Origin of the sequence: Thalassospira lucentensis MCCC 1A00383 = DSM 14000 (assembly GCF_000421265.1) — a bacterium.
Taxonomy (GTDB): Bacteria; Pseudomonadota; Alphaproteobacteria; order Rhodospirillales; family Thalassospiraceae; genus Thalassospira; species Thalassospira lucentensis.
Window position 1 is genome coordinate 240,312 of the sequence record NZ_ATWN01000008.1, and the last position, 19,686, is coordinate 259,997.

The following is a 19,686-nucleotide window of genomic DNA, read 5'->3' on the forward strand; positions in this document are numbered from 1 at the left end:
CGACCGCGCGGGGCATGATCAATCACCGCCTTCATTAAGGTCAGCGATCACGTTATCTGTTTGCAATTCACCTCGGCCAAACAGGCGATCACGCGTCCATGTCCTTCTGATCAAAGATCAGGACGGACAAAAGATACGACGATGCCTTGTGACGTGAGACGCTAATTCCCTGCTGCAGACATGCGCCCTGCACAGGCTTTCTATCCGGGCACCACACAGAAGCCGAGGTTTCGATCATGCATTCATTATCTGATATTCAAAAACTTGTGTCCCGTCGCCAAAAAGGCAAAAGCCTCGAAGCGCCTTTCTATAGTTCGCCTGAAATTCTTGATCTCGACATCAAAGAGATTTTCAGCAAGCACTGGATTTTTGTCGCCGTCGAGCCGGAGCTCCCCGAGCCAGGCGATTGCGTCACGGTTGAAGTCGACAAGACATCGGTTTTGCTGCTGCGCGGCGACGATATGGAAATACGCGCCTTTCACAATGTGTGTCGCCACCGCGGGGCCAAGCTGATTGACGAACGTTCCACAACAATTGGTAACATTGTCTGTCGCTATCACGGTTGGACGTACAACGAAGATGGCGACCTGATCCTTGCTGAACATATGGGCTCTGGCTTTGACAAAAGCTGTCACGGCCTTAAGACTGTGCATGTGCGCTCAATCGCGGGTTTAATCTTTATCTGCCTTGCGAAAGATGCCCCTGCCGATATTGAGGAAATGGCCCGCGTTATGGAGCCCTACCTCGTACCGCATGATATTGCCAATTGTAAGGTCGCCCATACCTCTGAACTGATTGAGGAGGGAAACTGGAAGCTGACCATGGAGAACAACCGGGAATGCTATCACTGTGAAGGCAACCACCCGCAACTTACCGTTCCACTTTCGGAGTTTGGGTTTGGGTTCTCCCCCGACGAAATTGATCAGCGTCGCTCCGACGATGTGAACAAATATCTGAAGGCAATTCAGGACGACCACAAACATTGGGAAACCTGTGGATTGCCCTCTTCCGAGGCAGATCATCTTTCAAATGTGACAGGTTTTCGCACCATGCGTTTGCCACTAATGCACGAAGGTGAGTCTCATACGCTTGACACCAAAGTTGCATCGAAAAAGCTGCTTGGAAAATTTACCGATGCCAAACTGGGCGGGCTTAGCTTCTGGACACATCCAAATTCCTGGCACCATTTCATGAGCGACCACATTGTGACATTCTCTGTCCTACCGCTCGGCCCCGACAAAACACTCGTGCGGACCACGTGGCTTGTGAGCAAGGATGCCCATGAGAACGAGGATTACAATCTTGATAATCTCACGCATGTCTGGAATATGACCAACGTGCAGGATGCCGAACTTGTGCGTCTTGCCCAGATTGGCAGTCAACAGCCTGCCTACGAACCGGGCCCTTATTCCACATTCACAGAACCACATGTCGAAGCGTTCTGTGATTGGTACATCAAGCGTCTGGATGACCACTTTGCCACCACCCAAAAAGCCGGGATTGCCGCAGAATGAGCGCGAACAAAACGACCACGACCGGACAAGGTGGCGACAAGTCCAGCGGACAAATGCTGACCGAAGCAACGCGCGTTCCGCTTTGGGACCCTGAACATGACGACGTTCTAGTCTGTCGACAGGTGCGTCAGGAAACCCATGACGTCAAAACGTTCGTCTTTTCGGGTAGAGAACCGCGCGACTTTCGGTATTCACCGGGACAATTCATGACGTTCGAACTTCCGGTCGAAGGCATGGTGACGCGCTGCTATACGATCTCTGCATCGGCGGCACGGCCATACCGGCTCGAAATCACGGTCAAACGTGTTCCGGGTGGCCCCGGCTCAAACTGGCTTCATGATTACATGCTCCCGGGTAAGGAAGTAAATGTCTCGGGCCCCGGGGGCGAATTTACCACCGACGCGACATCTGACGACAAACTGCTGTTCATTTCTGCAGGAAGCGGCATCACACCAATGATGTCGATGACCCGAACCGCATGTGACCTGTCCGAACCGACAGATTTGCATTTCGTCCATGCCGCACGTACACCATCCGACCTGATTTTCCGCGACGAACTCTCACTTCTCGCGTCGCAGAACCCGGGACTAAAAGTATCACTAACCTGCGACAGCACATCGGCCAGCCACAGCTGGACGGGCTTTAGCGGGCGCCTGAGCTTGCAGATGCTGTCGTTGATGTCACCTGACTTCAAGGACCGGAAGATTTTCTGTTGTGGACCGGGCCGCTTCATGGATGGTGTGCGCGACATGCTGCGCGAAGCCGGGTTCGACATGGAAAAATACTATGAGGAAAGCTTTGACTTCGGGGCTGAAACGGCAGGTACGCTCGAAGAGCACAGCTCTGTCGCACCGGAAATCAGTGGCCAGACCTTCCGCGTAAGTTTCAGCAAAACCGGTCATGTCGTCGAATGCAGTCCGGGTATGACAATCCTTTCAGCCGCACGTGAAGCGGGACTGTTGCCATTGTCATCGTGTCAGCGTGGCATTTGCGGAACGTGTAAATCAAAGCTGAACTCAGGCGAGGTCGAGATGCAACATGGCGGCGGCATTCGTCAGCGCGAAATCGATCAAGGCAAAATCCTGATCTGTTGCTCAACACCGCTTTCCGACGTTGAGGTCGAACTGTAAAATCCAGTCCCGACACGCATACGCCGCTCATCACGGTTCAGGATAAAGAAGCCACCACCAGTGGTGCGGCCTATTTGCGAGTTATTCCTTGACCGTGCCTTCTGGCTGCAGTTCGTCGACGGCTAATTCCGACTCCAAACTTACGGGCCGTCGCAATGCTTGCGGCGTGCAGCCATAGCGGCGGCGGAACATCCGACTAAGGTGTGACGAGTCGCAGAACCCGCAATCAACAGCGATTTGCGCAACGGACTTCTGGCTCTTCTCGATCAGGTGGTGGGCCAGATCAAGGCGGATGTTAAGAAAGGCAACCTGCGGGGATGTGTCGAGGCTGATGCGAAAATGTCGCTCGACCTGACGCTTGCTGTTGCCCATTCGGCGCGCAATCTCCTGCACGGAAATCGGCATATCGATGTTCTGCTGCATGATCAACAAGGCACGCTGCACAATCGTATCTTGTGTCTTGAGGTCAAGTGGAATGCCCGGCTGCGGTTTTTCAGCCTGAAGCGCATCATCAATGATCATGATGTGAAGGCTTTTGTTGGCCTGTGCACGCCCGACATGCTTATCAACAAGATAAGCCGCCAGATGGGCCGAACTCACGCCGCCCGAGCAGGTAAGACGATCCCGGTCAACGACAAAAATCTGTTCTGTAACCGGATCAAGCCCTTCAAATTGATCAACAACTTCGGAGTGATGGAACCAGCTTATGCAACAGCGATACCCATCAAGCAACCCCGCTTCGTGAAGCAGAAACGCACCGGTACAAACGCCGACAAGTGGCACACCGGCAGCGGCCGCTTCATGCAAAAATTTCTGATAGGCTGGACTAAGGTTGGGCGCTTCGTCCATCAAGCCCCCAACGACAACGATATAGTTAAACCGTCGTGGGTCACCGAAGCGTTCTTTGGGCTGTACCGTGATACCGCTGCTGGACGTTATCGGGTCCATCCGTTCAGACAGAACCGTCCAGTTGCACAGGATCGGTCTACTACGATCCCCCTCGTCTGCGGCCAATCGCAGCACATCAACAAAGTTTGCAAAAGCGCAAAGCGTGAACCTGTTCGCCAGAATAAATCCGACAGTCAGACGCGGTGTGTTTTGGTTACCAAATTTCGTATTCGTAAGCACCGGCTCCTCCGATACAGACAAGGTTTCTGCTTTTGTCGTAGCGATAATCTCACTTTGACGCAAACATTCTATTTTGTGGCGCAAAAAGTCGCCAGATTATCAACTGCGATCTCAACGACCAGATTGGGGAACCAAGAGAAACTCTATGGACTCGGCATATCAGCCTAAAGGACGGCGTTCTTTTTAGCGCAAACTAGCACACAGAACATTCGCGCCCCTGATAGTCGATCTCCAACGTGTTGATCTTACCCTACTTCCGGGAAAACACACCCAAAACCGATGTTACCTTCGGAAGTGTCACAGCATGTAATGCTTCCAATCTTTGATACGCACCAAAGACCGCGGCTGATGCGCTGGTCGTCCTACGACAGATATTCTGTCCGGGACTTCGATAGAGAGGAAAATGATGAAGGTACTCGTACCAGTAAAGCGGGTTGTCGACTACAACGTGAAAATTCGCGTTAAAGCGGATGGTTCCGGCGTCGACCTTGCCAATGTCAAAATGTCGATGAACCCGTTTGACGAGATTGCCGTCGAGGAGGCAGTTCGTTTAAAGGAAAATGGTCAGGCAGACGAAGTTGTTGCCGTTTCCATCGGCCCGGTACAAGCGCAGGAAACCCTGCGCACCGCCCTTGCCATGGGCGCAGACCGCGCCATCCTGATTACCGTCGATGGGCCTGTCGAGCCGCTTAGCGTCGCAAAAATTCTTGCTGGCGTCGTAAAAGACGAACAACCCGAACTTGTGATCCTTGGCAAACAGGCCATTGATGATGATGCCAATCAAACTGGTCAGATGCTTTCAGCACTGCTGGACTGGTCGCAGGCAACCTTTGCTTCCAAGCTTGAGCTTGGCAGCGGCAGCGCGAAAGTCACCCGCGAGGTCGATGGTGGGCTTCAGGCCATTAACATCAGTTTGCCCGCGATTGTGACGGCTGACCTGCGCCTGAACGAGCCGCGCTACGCGTCGCTTCCAAACATCATGAAGGCCAAGAAAAAGCCGCTTGATACGAAGACGCCCGATGATTTCGGCGTTGCTGTCGCATCGCGTCTGCGTGTCATCCGGGTTGAAGAACCCGCTGTCCGTCAGGCTGGCGTCAAGGTCGCCAACGTTGCGGAATTGACCGAAAAACTTAAGAACGAAGCTGGCGTCATCTGAACCAAGCGGAGATTGAAATTATGGCTATTCTTCTTTTTGCCGAGCATGACAACGTCACACTCTCCGAGCAGACCGCAAAGGCACTGAGTGCTGCGGCAAAGATTGGTGGTGACATCGATATTCTGGTTGCGGGCAAAAATGTTCGTGTGGTCGCCGAAGCAAGTGCCAAGCTTTCAGGCGTGCGTACTGTACTGGTTGCTGAGAGTGATGCGCTGGAAAACCAACTGGCAGAAAACGCAGCAACCCTCATTGTCTCGCTAAGCGGCGACTACGACACCATCGTTGCGCCCGCAACCGCAAACGGCAAAAACATTCTGCCGCGCGTCGCGGCCCTACTTGATGTGATGCAGATTTCCGAGGTAATGGACGTCGTCGATGCCGATACGTTCAAACGCCCAATCTATGCGGGAAATGCGGTTGAAGTCGTTCAAACGACTGATGCGACAAAGGTCATGACCATCCGGACGTCCAGCTTTGGCGCAACCGAAGACGGCAGCACCACAGCCCCGATCAAAAGCATTGATGTCGGTGCGACGGATGCTGGAAAATCATCCTTCATCGAAAATATCCTGTCGCAAAATGATCGTCCTGAACTGGGATCAGCCAAGATCATCGTTTCGGGCGGCCGCGCACTTGGCTCCGAAGAAAAGTTCAAGGCCGTCATTACCCCATTGGCAGATAAACTTGGTGCGGCCGTTGGTGCATCACGCGCGGCTGTTGATGCCGGGTATGCTCCAAACGACTTGCAGGTCGGTCAGACCGGCAAGGTTGTGGCCCCCGATCTTTATATCGCGTGTGGTATTTCCGGTGCGATCCAGCATCTGGCGGGCATGAAAGATTCAAAGGTCATCGTCGCCATCAACACCGACGAAGATGCACCGATTTTTCAGGTCGCAGATTACGGTATTGTCGGAGACCTGTTTGATGTCCTGCCGGAGCTGGAAGGTCAGCTCTGAGACGCACCTTAACCCAATTGAAACGGAACTGATCCAGTGAGCGAAAATTCTTACATCCTGCGCATCGCCTGTGACGACCAGCCGGGCATCGTTGCAACGGTCACGTCTGCATTGGCGTCGCGCGGTGCAAATATCATCGAATCAAATCAGTTCTGGGATCGACACACGAACCAGTTCTTCCTTCGTGTGGGGATCAGTGTACCGGCAGAAATCGACAAGGATTCAATTGTTCTAACACTTAATCCGGCGGTTGACCGCTTCAACATGAAGCTGAAAGTCGATGTCGTTTCGCGGCGCCCGAAAATTATCATCATGGTGTCGAAATTCGACCACGCCATGCTTCACCTGCTCTATCAAATCAAGGTGGGATGGCTTGATGCGGAAGTTGCTGCAATTGTCTCCAACCACGAAGATGCCCGCAAAGTTGCCGAGCAGGAAGGCATTCCGTTCCATTACATGCCGGTGAACAAGGACAACAAGACTGAACAGGAAGCCAAACTGGCCGATCTGATTAAACAGACCAATTCTGAACTGGTCGTCCTTGCCCGCTATATGCAGGTTCTGACCAACGAGCTTTCAAGCCAGTTTTATGGCATGATCATCAATATTCATCACTCGTTCCTGCCGTCGTTCAAGGGCGCAAAGCCGTATCATCAGGCCTATGACCGTGGGGTCAAACTGATTGGTGCAACTGCGCACTATGTCACCCCTGATCTTGATGAAGGTCCGATCATTGAACAGGAAACAGAACGGGTAAACCACGCGATGTCCGCCGATGATTTTGTCGCTACGGGTCGCGACATTGAAGCCCGCGTTCTCGCCCGCGCTGTAAAATATCATCTTGAAGGTCGGGTGATGCTGAACAATCATCGAACTGTGGTCTTCACCTTATAGGCCAAAGGAGTATCGGGACCCGGTCAGACGGGTTCCGACATATTGTCCCATGCCGACCAATGATAATCGTCTCGAAAACAAGGAATGAAAAAAATGGCCGCATTTCCACAAAAGGCTAACGTCGTCATCGTCGGCCTCGGCGGTATCGTGGGGGCTTCGGTCACCCATCACCTGATCGAGAACGGGTGGGACGATATTGTTGGTATCGATAAGTCCGGCATACCAACTGACGTTGGCTCCACGGCGCATGCATCTGACTTCTGCTTTGCGACGAGCCACGATCTTTTGACGTGTTGGACTACCATGTATTCCATGGATTTCTACGAAAAGATGGGCCATTACGCGCGCATCGGCGGCATCGAAGTCGCGCGTGTTGGCGATGACGAACGCATGGCAGAACTCAAACGCCGCGTTGATTCCAGCAAGGCTTTTGGCACCAATGTCAAAATCATCAGCGCTGCCGAGGCCAAGGAAAAATTCCCACTGCTTGAAGAAGATCAAATTCAGGGTGCGTTGTGGGACCCCGATGCTGGTCTTGTGACACCACGCTCCCAAACTGTTGCGGGCAAACTGATTGATCAGGCTGCTGCCACCGGCAAACTTCAAATGTTTGCCAACACATCGGCCCTTGATCTGATCACCGAAAATGGCCGCATCATCGGTGTTAAGACCGAACGTGGCACGATCCATGCCAATCATGTTGTGGTCTGTGCCGGTCTTTGGGGCCGGTTGATTGCGGAAATGGCTGGCGAAGATTTGCCGGTGATGCCGGTCGATCATCCGTTGACGTTCTTTGGTCCGTACAACGCCTTTGAAAACACCGGCGTTGAAATCGGCATGCCGCTTCTGCGTGATCAGGGCAACTCGGCCTATATGCGCGATACGGGCGACCCTAAAAGCACTGAAGGCGGTCAGATCGAGTGGGGGTATTACTACGAAGAAAACCCGCGTCTTGTGCATCCGCGCGACATTCTTGAAAAAGACCAGGCACGCCTGTCCCCGTCACAGCGCGATCTCGAACTCGAAGACGTGATCGAACCACTTGAACGCGCCATGGAGCTTACCCCAATCCTGACCGAGCTTGGCTTTAACGAAAGCCATTCGTTTAACGGCCTGCTTCAATCATCGGCCGACGGTGGCCCCGCCATGGGCGAAAGTCAGAAACTGCGCGGATTGTGGTATGCTGTTGGGATCTGGATCAAAGACGGACCGGGCATGGGCAAACTCATTGCCGACTGGATGACCGATGGCCGCACCCATGTCGACCATCATGCAATTGATTTTGCCCGCTACAATGAATTCCAGCTCGACGAAAAATACATCTATGACCGTTGCTATGAGACGGCGAAAAAGATCTATAACCCGCCAGTCCACCCGCGTGAGCCGTTTGCCAATGCACGCGGCATTCGTCGCTCCCCGTTCTATGAGCGCGAAGTCGAGCTGGGTGGATACTTCATGGAACTTGGCGGTTGGGAACGCGCGCATGGTTATGCGTCGAACGAACATCTGCTTGAAAAATATGCCGACCGTGTTCCGGTCCGTGAAAACGAGTGGGATACCCGTCACTTCTGGCGCGTTTCCAATGCCGAACAGCTCGCCATGAGTGACGATTGCGGCATCATTAACCTGTCGCACTTCCATATGACCGAAATCGAAGGCCCCGACCATGTTGAACTCATGGAATGGCTCTGCGCGGCAAAAGTTGGCGGGGATGCCAATATCGGCAAGGGTATCTACACCCACATGCTCGACGAGGAAGGCAACGTTCGTGCGGACTTTACCATGTTTCGTATGGAAGACCGCTGCCGTCTGGTGAACGGTGCGGATGCTGGTCCACGTGACCTGATCCACATGCGCCGCGTTGCGATGGATAAGGGTCTTGCTGTCACCATTACCGATGTCACCGAGAAATTCACAACCATTGGCATCTGGGGACCGAACGCACGCGAGAACCTGCAGAAAGTCGTTAAAAACCCCGATGAATTAAACATCGATGCCTTCCCGTTTGCAGCAATCCGTCAAATCCAGATTGCCGGCAAAACCGTCACGGCCTTCCGAATTTCCTATGTCGGGGAGCAAGGATGGGAACTGCATATGCACTATGAAGACGGCCTTGCCGTCTGGGATGCGTTGCGCGGGATCGGTGTGATGGCAGTTGGTGTTGAAACCTATGCCAACTCGCGCCGCTTGGAAAAATCACTCCGCCTGCAAAACGCTGATCTGCACACCCAGTACAACCTTCTCGAAGCCGCACTGGCCCGCCCGAAGGTCAAGGAAGCCGATTTCTGCGGCAAGGCAAAGCACGTCGAATATCGTGAACGCGAACATCAACCAGCAATGCTGTGTACCCTTGTCATGACCGACAATGTCGACGCACAAGGTGTCGCACGTTATCCGGTAGGTAACCTTCCGGTCATGGAACCCGAAACCGGCGAAACCCTGATCGATGAACTTGGTCGCCGTTCCTATACGACCTCCATCGCCTTTGGTCCCAGCATTGGCAAGAACATCGCCCTTGCCTATTTGCCATGGGATTACTGTCAGGAAGGTCGCAAACTGAACGTCTCCTATTTCGACGAGATCTATCCGGTCGAGGTCGTAGGAATTGGCTACACGCCGCTCTATGATCCGGAAAACCTCAAACCGCGCAGCTAGCGGGAAGACCTATCCCCAAAAAAGGCGCAGTCGTTCTCAAGGCTGCGCCTTTTTTTATGGCGTTTCTGTCTGCTGATAGGTTTGGCTTATGATGGTCTGGCTTAACGGGATCCTCAGGAACGAAAATCAAACGTCGGCTGGGCCCAACCTGCTCGCCTGCCGATAGGCCGCCGGTGCCACGCCTTCTTGTTTTGAAAACACGCGACTGAAATGCGATGCGTCACAAAACCCGGTCGAATTGGCAATATCGACAATCGTTCTGTCCGTCCGCTCAATCATCATTTTTGCCTGTGCAATACGAATGCGCATGGCGGCGATGGACGGCGTAATATTAAGAGCCTTTTGAAAATGGCGTTCGAGTTTGCGTTTACTGACACCGAGTGCCTTCGCAAGATTCTCGGCGGGTTCCGGTGCATCAAGGCGTTGTTGAATACGCAATAACGCCCGACTGACCAGCGGGTCACGGGTCGATAGCTCAAGCGGCAAACCCGGCTGTGGTTTTTCGGCAACCTGAAGTTCATCAATGATCATGATGTGCAGGCTTTTTTGGGCCGCTGCCCGCCCGACATGGCGTTCGACCAAAAATGCCGCAAGATGGGCTGAACTGGTGCCCCCCGAACAGGTCAGTCGATCCCGATCAACGACAAATATCTGGTCGGAAATCGGTACCATGCCTTCAAACGTTTCAAGAAAATCGTCATGATGGAACCAGCTGACACAGCATTTATAGCCATCAAGCAGCCCCGCCTCATGCATCAGGAAAACAGCCGTGCACAGCGCGACAAGCGGCACGCCTCGATTGGCTGCATCTCGAAGAAAACGGATATATTCCGGACCGATTCTGACCTGTTCTTTCAACAACCCGCCGACAACAACGATATAGTCATAATCCTGCGGACGGGCCAAAGGTGCATCAGGGCGCACTTCAACCGCAGAACTTGATCGTACCGGTTGGCCGTTATGCGATAGAATATGCCATTCGCAATTAATTTGACGCGACTGATCTCCGTCATCTGCCGCCAGACGCAAGACGTCCAGAAAACTGGCAAAGGCCGAAATGGTGAAATGGGGGGCCAAGATAAATCCGACCCTGAGTTTCGGTGCTTTCGGCTGCATCATCTGTTTTCTCCGCAAAATATGGCAAATACTTACAACGGATATGACGCAAATATCCAATCACGATTTCGAAAAATAGCTTCTAATTAGTAAAATTGATGACACCCAGTGGAGCCGCCTCACCATGACGCATTTTTCTGCTTTGTCGCTGCTAAAGAATGCCCTGACAGGACAAAAGAACTGGCAGGCGCAATGGCCCGACAGTCAACCCAAGTCAGAATACGACGTCGTCATCGTTGGTGCGGGCGGCCATGGACTTGGCGCTGCACACTATCTGGCCAAGGAACATGGTATCACCAATGTTGCGGTGATCGACAAGGGCTGGCTCGGGGGCGGCAACACCGGGCGCAACACCACGATCATCCGGTCGAACTATCTTTATGATGAAAGTGCAAAGCTTTATGACCACGCAGTTGATCTGTGGGAAGGGCTTAGCCAGGACCTGAACTATAACGTCATGTTCTCACGCCGTGGTGTTTTGATGCTGGCGCACAATGTTCATGATGTGCAATCGTTCCAGCGTCACATTCATTCGAACCGCCTTAACGGTGTTGATAACCGCTGGCTGACACCACAAGAAGCCAAAGAATTCTGCCCTCCGCTGAACATTTCGCCGAATGCACGCTACCCCGTCATGGGCGGTGCGCTTCAGATGCGTGCCGGAACTGCACGTCATGATGCGGTTGCCTGGGGCTATGCCCGAAGTGCATCCCAACGTGGTGTTGATATCATTCAAAACTGCCCGGTCACCGCGATCCGCCGTGGTCCCGACGGTTCGGTTGAGGGCGTTGAAACCGCCAAGGGCTTTATCCGCGCGAAAAAAGTCGCGGTATCGGCAGCCGGCCACACCAGCGTTGTGATGGATTCTGCCGGTGTTCGTATGCCGCTTGAAAGCTATCCGCTTCAGGCACTGGTGTCCGAACCGATAAAACCGATTTTCCCGTGTGTTGTCATGTCCAACACCGTGCACGCCTATATCAGCCAGTCTGACAAGGGCGAGCTTGTGATTGGGTCTGGCACAGACCAATACACCAGTTATTCGCAACGTGGTGGCCTGCCGTTGATCGAGCATACGGTTGCGGCGATCTGCGAGATTTTCCCGATCTTTAACCGTATGCGGATGCTGCGCAAATGGGGCGGCATTGTCGATGTAACGCCGGATCGTTCCCCTATCCTTGGCACAACGCCAGTACCCGGATTGTATGTCAACTGCGGCTGGGGCACGGGTGGCTTTAAGGCCACACCGGGTGCGGCCCATACCCTTGCATGGACGATTGCCAAAGGCACCCCGCACGACATCAATGCCCCATTCACGCTGGACCGGTTCCGGACTGGCCGTCTGATTGACGAGGCGGCTGCTGCCGCCGTCGCACACTGAGGAGAACGAACATGCTTCTCGTACATTGCCCTTATTGCGATGAAACACTGCCGGAACTGGAATTTACCTATGGCGGTGAGGCCCATATCGCCCGCCCGGAAAATCCGGCGGATAAAACCGATGATGAATGGCGCGATTTTCTGTTCATTCGCACCAACGTCAAAGGCCCGCATTTTGAACGCTGGCGTCATGCTCATGGCTGTGGCCGGTTCTTTAACGCTGTGCGCGACACCGTATCGGATCGTTTTCTGACGACCTACAAAGCCGACGCCCCACGACCGGACCTTGCCGTCCTGCTTGCAGATGCGTCAATGAAGGAGCCTTCAAAATGACCACCTTCCGCGTTCCGGGCCGTGGCCGGGTCCTTCACAACCGACCGGTTTCTTTTACTTTTGATGGCATGACCTATCAGGGCCTTGAAGGCGATACTGTCGCCTCCGCCCTGATTGCCAATGGCGTTCAGCTGATGGGGCGTTCGTTTAAATATCACCGTCCACGTGGCCCGATGGCAGCAGGTTCAGAAGAACCAAATGCCCTGATCGGCACCCGCCGTGGCAAGGGTCGGTTCGAGCCGAACACGCGCGCTACCGTGCAGGAAATCTGGAACGGTCTTGAAACCAACAGCCAGAACAAATACCCCAGCCTGAAGTTCGATGTCGGTGCGATCAATGACCGTGCCTATATGCTGTTTTCCGCCGGGTTCTACTATAAAACCTTTATGTGGCCGCGTTCGTTCTGGGACAAATACTACGAACCTTTCATTCGTGCGGCGGCTGGTCTTGGCGTCTCACCAAGCGAACCCGACCCGGATAATTATGCATCACGCTATCTGCATACCGATGTCCTGATCATTGGGGCGGGTCCGGCGGGTCTTGCATCTGCACGTGCGGCGGCAACGGCTGGATTGCGCGTCACCCTTGTTGATGAAAACTCCGAACCGGGCGGAACGCTTCTAAGCGAACCGCAGGCCTCACTTGATGGCACGCCCGCATGGGATTGGCTCAGCGCGGAACTTGATGCGCTGACCGACCTTGACGTTCGGATCATGACCCGCACGACCGCAATTGGCTATTACCATCAAAACATGATCGCCCTGTGTCAAAAGCTGACCGATCATCAAGAAAAACCTGCCGAAGGTGCGCCGCGTGAACGCATGTGGCGTGTGCGGGCCAAGCAGGTCATTCTGGCCCAAGGTGCGCTTGAAAAACCGCTGGTGTTTGATGGCAATGATCGTCCGGGCGTGATGCTCGCCGGATCAGCACAGACTTACCTGAACCGATATGGCGTGCGCGTTGGTAATAAGGCCGTGATTGTCACCAGTCACGACAGTGCATGGTATGCGGCCTTTGATCTTGCATCGGCAGGTACACAGATCGAAGCCATCGTTGATACCCGCCCGACCCCGAACGCAGACCTGATCAAAGAAGCCGCCGCACGCGGCATCACGGTCCTTCCCGGACATACTGCGACCGGCACATCTGGACGACTGCGAATCAAGTCGGTTCGTGTGAACAAGGTTGAAAATGGCAAGGTTCTTAATGCTCGGAACATCAGTTGCGACAGCCTGCTGATCTGCGGTGGCTGGACGCCGACACTCCATCTGTTTTCCCACACCAAGGGGTCGCTGAAATGGGATGACGAAAGTCAGACCTTCCTGCCGGACCGCATCACCGAGGAATGCCAGATTGCAGGTGCCGGTCGCGGCCTTTGGGGCATTGCGTCTGCGCTTAATGATGGTGCTGTCATGGGCGCTGCTGCGGCCAAGGCGCTTGGAAAATCGGCAACAACCCAAACAGTAACGGTGGCAAATGATCGTCCCGGCACAGGCGAAAGCCACACCGAATTGCCGACCGACCTTGATCCGGGCAAGGCACGTGCCTTTGTCGATTATCAGAACGATGTGACCGCCAAGGATCTGCGCCTTGCCGTCCGCGAAGGCATGCGATCAATTGAACACGTCAAACGCTACACCACCAACGGCATGGCAACCGATCAGGGCAAAATGTCAAACATCAACGGCCTGAACATTGCCGCCGATGCTCTTGGCAAAAAGCAGCCCGAAGTCGGTCTGACCACCTTCCGGCCACCTTACACCCCAACCAGTTTTGGCGCCTTTGCCGGCTATCACAAGGGTGAGCATTTCGAAGTAACCCGCAAAACGCCGATTGACAGCTGGGCCGAAGAAAACGGTGCGGTGTTTGAACCCGTCAGCCTGTGGCGTCGTGCGTGGTACTTCCCCAAAGACGGCGAAGACATGGACGCCGCTGTACGTCGCGAATGCCGTGAAACGCGCAAATCCCTTGGCATGTTTGACGCATCCACCCTTGGTAAGATCGAGGTCGTTGGCCCCGATGCGGTTGAATTCATGAACCGCATGTACACCAACCCCTGGACCAAACTGGCACCGGGTCGGACCCGCTATGGTCTGTTGCTGGGCGATGATGGCTTTATCCGCGATGACGGTGTGATTGGACGGCTCAGCGATGACCGCTTCCACATCACAACGACCACCGGTGGTGCGGCCCGTGTTCTCAATATGATGGAGGATTACCTCCAGACCGAATGGCCAGACCTTAAAGTCTGGCTGACCTCGACCACCGAACAATGGTCGACCATTGCACTTAATGGCCCGAATGCGCGTAACCTGATTGAACCCTTTGTCGAAGGGCTTGATATCTCTGACGCCGCATTCCCGCACATGTCGATTGCCGAATGCACCTTTGCCGGTTTCCCGGCCCGCCTGTTCCGCGTCAGCTTTACCGGCGAACTTGGCTTTGAAATCAACGTCCCGGCCCGTCATGGCCGTGCGCTTTGGGAAAAGCTGTTCGACGCGGGCCAGAAATATGACATCTGTCCGTATGGTACAGAAACCATGCATGTTCTGCGTGCGGAAAAGGGCTTCATCATTGTTGGTCAGGATACTGACGGTACGGTAACGCCCTATGATGCGGGTGCCGGCTGGGCGATTGGCAAAAACAAACCTGATTTTGTCGGTATGCGTGCGCTCAACCGTCCGGACCTGACTGCCGAAGGCCGCAAACAACTGGTTGGCCTTCTGACCGAGGACGGCACATCCAAACTCGAAGAAGGGGCGCAGATCGTACTTGACCCGAACCAGCCCATCCCGATGAAAATGGTGGGTCACGTGACATCGTCCTATCACAGCGATGCAGCCGGCCGTCCAATTGCACTTGCCTTGGTTGAAGGCGGCCACGGAAAAACCGGCGATACGGTCTATATCCCGATGCCGGACCGAACGATCAAGGCAACGATCACGGGTACGACGTTTTATGACCCCGAAGGTGCCCGTCTGAAGCTGTAACCTTGTCACTTTGAATACCGTCATATGAACGGAGAAGACTGCAATGACTGCACATGTCGATCTAAATATGGCCCGAACACTGGCCAAAAGTTCCGCTGTCAGCGTTGAACTTCTGCCCTCCGTCGCGCGCTTTTCGTTGCGTGCGGGCACCGGTGAACAGACTGCTCTTTCCAAGGCGCTAGGCGTTGCCCTTCCGACTAAAATCGGTCAGTGCACACGTAAAAACAAGATTGAAGTGCTCTGCCTTGGTCCCGACGAATGGACTGTTCTGGCCCCGGAAGATCAGGCGGTAAAAATCACTGATGCCTGTGAAGCAATCTACGCCAAAGCACCACACAGCCTGACGGAAGTTTCAGACCGTGAAATCGCCATTCAGATCACCGGGGCAAAAGCCACCGATCTGATGACAATCGGCTGCCCGCGCGATCTTGACCTTCTGCCGGTCGGCGAAGCCCGCCGCACCATTTTTGATGGCGTATCCGCCGTGCTTTGGCGCGATGGTTCCGACGAATATCGCCTTGATCTTTGGCGATCATTTGCACCGCACGTCATTTCGCTTCTTGAAACGGGCTGCGCCGAACTCGCCGCAGAATAAGCGCCCTTTCGGGCATCGTCCTTCATCGCCTAACCTTGAAATGGGACAGATCCATGACTGATCAAAACGTTCTTTCGACCATTGCCGATACCGCCATTGCCGACGCCATCAATCATGAACTCTCGCGTCAGCAAAATCAGATCGAATTGATTGCGTCTGAGAATATCGTCTCCAAAGACGTTCTCGCAGCCCAAGGATCGGTTCTGACCAACAAATATGCCGAAGGCTATCCGGGTCGCCGTTACTATGGCGGATGTGAGCATGTCGATGAGGTTGAACGTATCGCCATTGATCGGATCAAGCAGCTGTTCGGTGCTGAATTTGCCAATGTGCAGCCCCATTCCGGCGCGCAGGCCAATCAGGCTGTTTTCCTGGCCTTGCTGGAACCCGGCGACCGGATCATGGGCATGTCACTCGCACATGGTGGCCACCTTACCCATGGCTCGCACGTCACGATGTCTGGCAAGTGGTTTGATGTTGTTTCTTATGAAGTGCGCGAAGACACCCATCTGATCGATATGGAAGATGTGCGTCGGGTCGCACTTGAAACCAAACCAAAACTCATCATCGCGGGGGCATCGGCCTATCCCCGCGAAATCGATTTCAAAGCTTTCCGCGAAATTGCCGATGAGGTTGGCGCCTATCTTATGGTCGATATGGCCCATTATGCCGGTCTGATCTGTGCCGGGCATTATCCCAATCCCGTGCCCCATGCACATGTTACGACCTCAACCACCCATAAAACCCTTCGTGGCCCGCGCGGTGGCATTATTCTCACCAATGACGAAGCCCTTGCAAAGAAGTTCAACTCAGCCGTCTTCCCGGGCAACCAGGGTGGTCCGCTCATGCATGTGATTGCCGCCAAGGCGGTTGCATTCGGCGAAGCCCTGCAGCCAAGCTTCAAAGACTATGCCGCACAGGTGATTGCAAACGCTCGTGCTCTGTCTAATGTTCTGATTGAAGGCGGCCTTGGCATTGTCTCGGGCGGAACGGACTGCCACATGGTGCTGGTCGATCTACGCCCCAAAGGTGTAACCGGCAAAGTGGCCGAAGCCGCTCTCGAACGTGCGGGCCTGACTTGTAACAAGAACGCCATCCCGTTTGATCCCGAAAAACCGTTTGTAACATCGGGCATTCGCCTTGGCACGTCGGCCGGCACCACGCGAGGCTTTGGCGAAGCCGAATTCCGCAAGGTTGGCGAACTGGTCCTAAAGGTAATCGAATCCCTTTCAAACAATCCCGAAGGTGATGCCACCGTCGAAGCCGCGGTTTTGGCTGAAGTGCACGAATTGTGTGCTGCCCATCCGATTTACGGTCAGTAATTCAGGTGTTTTTGTCAGTTTTTGACATTTTCAAGATCGGCATCGGCCCGTCATCGTCTCATACGATGGGGCCGATGACGGCAGCTTCCCGGTTTCTTGACGACCTAAGAGACCCTGCATTATGTGGCTCCGGAACGAACCGGCTGGCATCTGTATCTGTCTCCCTGCACGGATCATTGGCCTTTACCGGCAAAGGTCACGCAACGGATCGTGCTGTCGTACTTGGGCTGATTGGCCTGCTACCCGATACACTCGATCCCGATCAGGCCGCAAAGCTTGAAGCCGAGGTCCATGAGACAAAAACCATCTCACCCTCTGGTATTGGGCTCCTCAGGTTTGACCCAACCAAAGACCTCATTTTTGACTATGGCCCGCCGCTTGAACTACATGCCAATGCGTTGACCTTCAACGCGTTTGATAACGACGAACAGCTTTGCCATCGCGAAACCTATTATTCGGTCGGTGGCGGCTTTGTCATGAGTGAGGCGGAGCTTCTGGCCGAACGCGAAGGGGCTGCGCAGTCGCTAAATGCGAAAAAACAGTCGCATGATTTCCCCTACCCGTTTGGTTCGGCCAAAGAGATGCTGGCCATGGGGCAAGCCTCAAGAAAAACCATTGCCGAAATGAAACGTGCCAATGAGCGCGTTATTCATGGCAATGCCCTTGATGAAAAACTCAACACCATCTGGCAGGCGATGAATGATTGTATCAATCGTGGTCTGCATCTTGATGGTGTTCTGCCCGGTGGGCTCAAGGTAACCCGGCGTGCGAAAGCAATCCATGCAGCACTGTGTGATGAACGCGGGAACAACATGGCGCAACCACATGTGTCCAATGACTGGCTCAGTGTCTATGCCATGGCGGTAAACGAGGAAAATGCCGCTGGCGGTCGGGTAGTTACATCGCCCACCAATGGGGCTGCTGGTGTTGTCCCGGCCGTTCTTCGTTACTATCGCGACCATTGCTATGGTGCGCATGAAGAAGGCGCACGCGATATGCTTCTTGTTGCCGCTGCCATTGGCGGTATTATCAAGCACAATGCATCTATTTCCGGCGCAGAAGTGGGCTGTCAGGGCGAAGTCGGCTCTGCCTCGGCCATGGCTGCTGCCGGACTTTGCGCCGCATTGGGCGGCAGCAACGAACAAGTGGAAAATGCTGCCGAAATCGCACTTGAACATCATCTTGGACTGACCTGCGATCCTGCGGGCGGTTTGGTTCAGGTTCCCTGTATCGAACGAAATGCACTGGGGGCGATCAAGGCGGTATCCGCCGCCAGCTTGGCACTGCGCGGTGATGGCACACATTTCATGCCGCTCGATAACTGCGTAAAGGTCATGTTGGAAACCGGACGGGATATGAACCTGAAATACAAAGAAACATCGACAGGCGGTATCGCGGTTAACATACCCGAATGCTGACTTAGGATTGCGTCAAACGGGAACATTGTTTCAACGACGGTCCCCCGCAATCTGCGCGCGACCTGTCGGTCGTGCTCAACCTTCAGCTTAAAAACGCTCCACTGGAGCGTTTTCTATACAGCCTCAGCCTTCAAGTTATGAGCACAGGCTCATAACGCAGGAACATCAGAGGTTCAAAGGCGCTTCACGTGATCTGTGCCGTCCTAAAATACGTTGACGGTTTTCAAGGAGCCAGCGGATATCGTCCGCTGGCTTTTTGATGCACTTGTTCTGGTGTTTGCATCGCCAGTGCGAAGTGCGGTCGCATGGTATTGTATGTCTGTATGGCCTCCTTGACCAGTTGCCTGAGATCTTCGAATGTCTTGCAGCGGTGAAACAGGAATTCCTGTTTGAGAATGCCGTTGATGCGTTCGGTGTTCCGATAGATGGAGAGCGCGGTGTGGGTTATCTGCTGCGCGAACCGGTCTTTCTTCCCCCCATGGCGCTGTCGTTTACGGAGCTTGAAGCACTCAGTCTTGGGATGGCAATCGTGCAAGAGGCCGCCGACGAGGAGCTGCAAGCCGCCGCGGTTGCTGTGATGAACAAGGTGGGTGAGCATGCGTCGAACCGCCGTCAGGCTCCCAAGTCTTGGGGATTTGGTGTCTACGCTTTCGAGCGGGCTCAGGAGGGGTTCCGACATATGCCACTGATCCGTCGCGCGATCCGGGAGGGGCTCAAACTTCGGATCGACTACCGGTCTCTCGATGACCGGAATTCCACTCGCGTGATCCGTCCGCTGCAAACCGAATTCTGGGGGCGCGTCTGGACGTGCTCTGCCTGGTGCGAGCTCCGCAATAGCTTCCGGGCTTTTCGGATTGATCAGATGCAGCACTGCGAACCGACTGGGGAAGCCTTCCAGCCGGAAACAGGCAAAACCATTGAGGACTATCTGAAGCAGATCGCAGACCAAATGGATCGAGATCAAGACCGTTCATAGGTTCATCCCCAAGAGCTTGAAGGCGTCGTTCGGCGTTGTCACGTAAACTTTATAGCTCCGCTCACAACACTAGCCTAGTTTCCCTCGATGCAAAAACTTCATATCCCGGCATCGCGGTTAACATAC

General features: G+C 54.1%; 16 protein-coding genes. 13 read left to right on the top strand and 3 right to left on the bottom strand.

Features of this window, described 5'->3' with window-relative positions:
- Nucleotides 1-236 precede the first annotated feature (236 nt).
- Nucleotides 237-1,514: an aromatic ring-hydroxylating oxygenase subunit alpha gene (locus K355_RS0117090; RefSeq protein WP_022733377.1), complete on the top strand. Its 1,278-nt coding sequence runs from the start codon at nucleotides 237-239 to the stop codon at nucleotides 1,512-1,514.
- Nucleotides 1,511-2,644: an FAD-binding oxidoreductase gene (locus K355_RS0117095; RefSeq protein ID WP_022733378.1), complete on the top strand. Its 1,134-nt coding sequence runs from the start codon at nucleotides 1,511-1,513 to the stop codon at nucleotides 2,642-2,644. Before K355_RS0117090 ends, K355_RS0117095 begins: the two co-directional genes overlap by 4 nt.
- An 81-nt stretch (nucleotides 2,645-2,725) precedes the next feature.
- Here the strand turns inward: K355_RS0117095 and K355_RS0117100 are convergent, their stop codons facing one another.
- Nucleotides 2,726-3,772: a GlxA family transcriptional regulator gene (locus K355_RS0117100; protein WP_022733379.1), complete on the bottom strand. Its 1,047-nt coding sequence runs from the start codon at nucleotides 3,770-3,772 to the stop codon at nucleotides 2,726-2,728.
- 406 nt (nucleotides 3,773-4,178) lie between these two features.
- Between K355_RS0117100 and K355_RS0117105 the strand changes: the two genes are divergently transcribed.
- The 4 genes from K355_RS0117105 to K355_RS0117120 all read left to right on the top strand — a co-directional run bounded on the left by K355_RS0117105 (nucleotide 4,179) and on the right by K355_RS0117120 (nucleotide 9,433).
- Nucleotides 4,179-4,928 carry an electron transfer flavoprotein subunit beta/FixA family protein gene (locus tag K355_RS0117105; protein ID WP_022733380.1) on the top strand — a complete coding sequence of 250 codons (750 nt, stop codon included), beginning with the start codon at nucleotides 4,179-4,181 and terminating at the stop codon, nucleotides 4,926-4,928.
- A 20-nt stretch (nucleotides 4,929-4,948) separates the two neighbouring features.
- Complete coding sequence (locus K355_RS0117110) at nucleotides 4,949-5,884, top strand: electron transfer flavoprotein subunit alpha/FixB family protein (RefSeq protein WP_022733381.1); 936 nt, start codon at nucleotides 4,949-4,951, stop codon at nucleotides 5,882-5,884.
- 36 nt (nucleotides 5,885-5,920) lie between these two features.
- The gene (purU, locus tag K355_RS0117115) at nucleotides 5,921-6,778 is read left to right on the top strand and encodes a formyltetrahydrofolate deformylase (RefSeq protein ID WP_022733382.1); all 858 of its coding nucleotides are present in this window, start codon (nucleotides 5,921-5,923) and stop codon (nucleotides 6,776-6,778) included.
- A 93-nt stretch (nucleotides 6,779-6,871) separates the two neighbouring features.
- The gene (locus K355_RS0117120; protein ID WP_022733383.1) at nucleotides 6,872-9,433 is read left to right on the top strand and encodes a GcvT family protein; all 2,562 of its coding nucleotides are present in this window, start codon (nucleotides 6,872-6,874) and stop codon (nucleotides 9,431-9,433) included.
- Between the two features lie 126 nt (nucleotides 9,434-9,559).
- Here K355_RS0117120 and K355_RS0117125 read toward each other — a convergent pair whose 3' ends face one another.
- Entirely contained in the window at nucleotides 9,560-10,552 is a 993-nt protein-coding gene (locus tag K355_RS0117125) for a GlxA family transcriptional regulator (protein WP_022733384.1), read from the bottom strand.
- Nucleotides 10,553-10,673: 121 nt separating this feature from the next.
- Here K355_RS0117125 and K355_RS0117130 point away from each other — a divergent pair, with 121 nt between their 5' ends.
- From K355_RS0117130 to K355_RS0117155, 6 genes are read left to right on the top strand one after another with little or no spacing between them, the layout of a single operon-like run.
- A complete protein-coding gene (locus K355_RS0117130; protein WP_022733385.1) occupies nucleotides 10,674-11,927 on the top strand; it encodes a sarcosine oxidase subunit beta family protein in 1,254 nt (417 codons plus the stop codon).
- A gap of 11 nt (nucleotides 11,928-11,938) precedes the next feature.
- Nucleotides 11,939-12,259, top strand: a complete 321-nt coding sequence (locus K355_RS0117135; protein ID WP_022733386.1) for a sarcosine oxidase subunit delta — start codon at nucleotides 11,939-11,941, stop codon at nucleotides 12,257-12,259.
- The gene (locus K355_RS0117140) at nucleotides 12,256-15,249 is read left to right on the top strand and encodes a sarcosine oxidase subunit alpha (protein ID WP_022733387.1); all 2,994 of its coding nucleotides are present in this window, start codon (nucleotides 12,256-12,258) and stop codon (nucleotides 15,247-15,249) included. The genes K355_RS0117135 and K355_RS0117140 overlap by 4 nt, the downstream gene beginning before the upstream one ends.
- Nucleotides 15,250-15,292: 43 nt before the next feature.
- The gene (locus tag K355_RS0117145) at nucleotides 15,293-15,844 is read left to right on the top strand and encodes a sarcosine oxidase subunit gamma (RefSeq protein WP_022733388.1); all 552 of its coding nucleotides are present in this window, start codon (nucleotides 15,293-15,295) and stop codon (nucleotides 15,842-15,844) included.
- 53 nt (nucleotides 15,845-15,897) lie between these two features.
- The gene (glyA, locus tag K355_RS0117150; protein WP_022733389.1) at nucleotides 15,898-17,166 is read left to right on the top strand and encodes a serine hydroxymethyltransferase; all 1,269 of its coding nucleotides are present in this window, start codon (nucleotides 15,898-15,900) and stop codon (nucleotides 17,164-17,166) included.
- Nucleotides 17,167-17,171: 5 nt separating this feature from the next.
- Nucleotides 17,172-18,584 carry an L-serine ammonia-lyase gene (locus K355_RS0117155; RefSeq protein WP_022733390.1) on the top strand — a complete coding sequence of 471 codons (1,413 nt, stop codon included), beginning with the start codon at nucleotides 17,172-17,174 and terminating at the stop codon, nucleotides 18,582-18,584.
- Between the two features lie 223 nt (nucleotides 18,585-18,807).
- Here the strand turns inward: K355_RS0117155 and K355_RS26110 are convergent, their stop codons facing one another.
- Nucleotides 18,808-19,032: an integrase core domain-containing protein gene (locus tag K355_RS26110; RefSeq protein ID WP_425425781.1), complete on the bottom strand. Its 225-nt coding sequence runs from the start codon at nucleotides 19,030-19,032 to the stop codon at nucleotides 18,808-18,810.
- Here K355_RS26110 and K355_RS26310 point away from each other — a divergent pair.
- The gene (locus K355_RS26310; RefSeq protein WP_425425780.1) at nucleotides 18,925-19,560 is read left to right on the top strand and encodes a helix-turn-helix transcriptional regulator; all 636 of its coding nucleotides are present in this window, start codon (nucleotides 18,925-18,927) and stop codon (nucleotides 19,558-19,560) included. The two genes, K355_RS26110 and K355_RS26310, sit on opposite strands and share 108 nt — an antisense overlap.
- The last annotated feature ends 126 nt before the right edge of the window (nucleotides 19,561-19,686 follow it).

Excerpts from the sequence above, each read along its gene's own strand:
- K355_RS0117120 (WP_022733383.1), top strand. The coding sequence starts at position 6,872 with ATGGCCGCATTTCCACAAAAGGCTAACGTCGTCATCGTCGGCCTCGGC.
- K355_RS0117095 (WP_022733378.1), top strand. The coding sequence starts at position 1,511 with ATGAGCGCGAACAAAACGACCACGACCGGACAAGGTGGCGACAAGTCC.
- K355_RS0117090 (WP_022733377.1), top strand. The coding sequence starts at position 237 with ATGCATTCATTATCTGATATTCAAAAACTTGTGTCCCGTCGCCAAAAA.
- K355_RS0117130 (WP_022733385.1), top strand. The coding sequence starts at position 10,674 with ATGACGCATTTTTCTGCTTTGTCGCTGCTAAAGAATGCCCTGACAGGA.
- glyA (WP_022733389.1), top strand. The coding sequence starts at position 15,898 with ATGACTGATCAAAACGTTCTTTCGACCATTGCCGATACCGCCATTGCC.
- K355_RS0117110 (WP_022733381.1), top strand. The coding sequence starts at position 4,949 with ATGGCTATTCTTCTTTTTGCCGAGCATGACAACGTCACACTCTCCGAG.
- K355_RS0117140 (WP_022733387.1), top strand. The coding sequence starts at position 12,256 with ATGACCACCTTCCGCGTTCCGGGCCGTGGCCGGGTCCTTCACAACCGA.
- K355_RS0117125 (WP_022733384.1), bottom strand. The coding sequence starts at position 10,552 with ATGATGCAGCCGAAAGCACCGAAACTCAGGGTCGGATTTATCTTGGCC.
- K355_RS0117145 (WP_022733388.1), top strand. The coding sequence starts at position 15,293 with ATGACTGCACATGTCGATCTAAATATGGCCCGAACACTGGCCAAAAGT.
- K355_RS0117135 (WP_022733386.1), top strand. The coding sequence starts at position 11,939 with ATGCTTCTCGTACATTGCCCTTATTGCGATGAAACACTGCCGGAACTG.
- K355_RS0117105 (WP_022733380.1), top strand. The coding sequence starts at position 4,179 with ATGAAGGTACTCGTACCAGTAAAGCGGGTTGTCGACTACAACGTGAAA.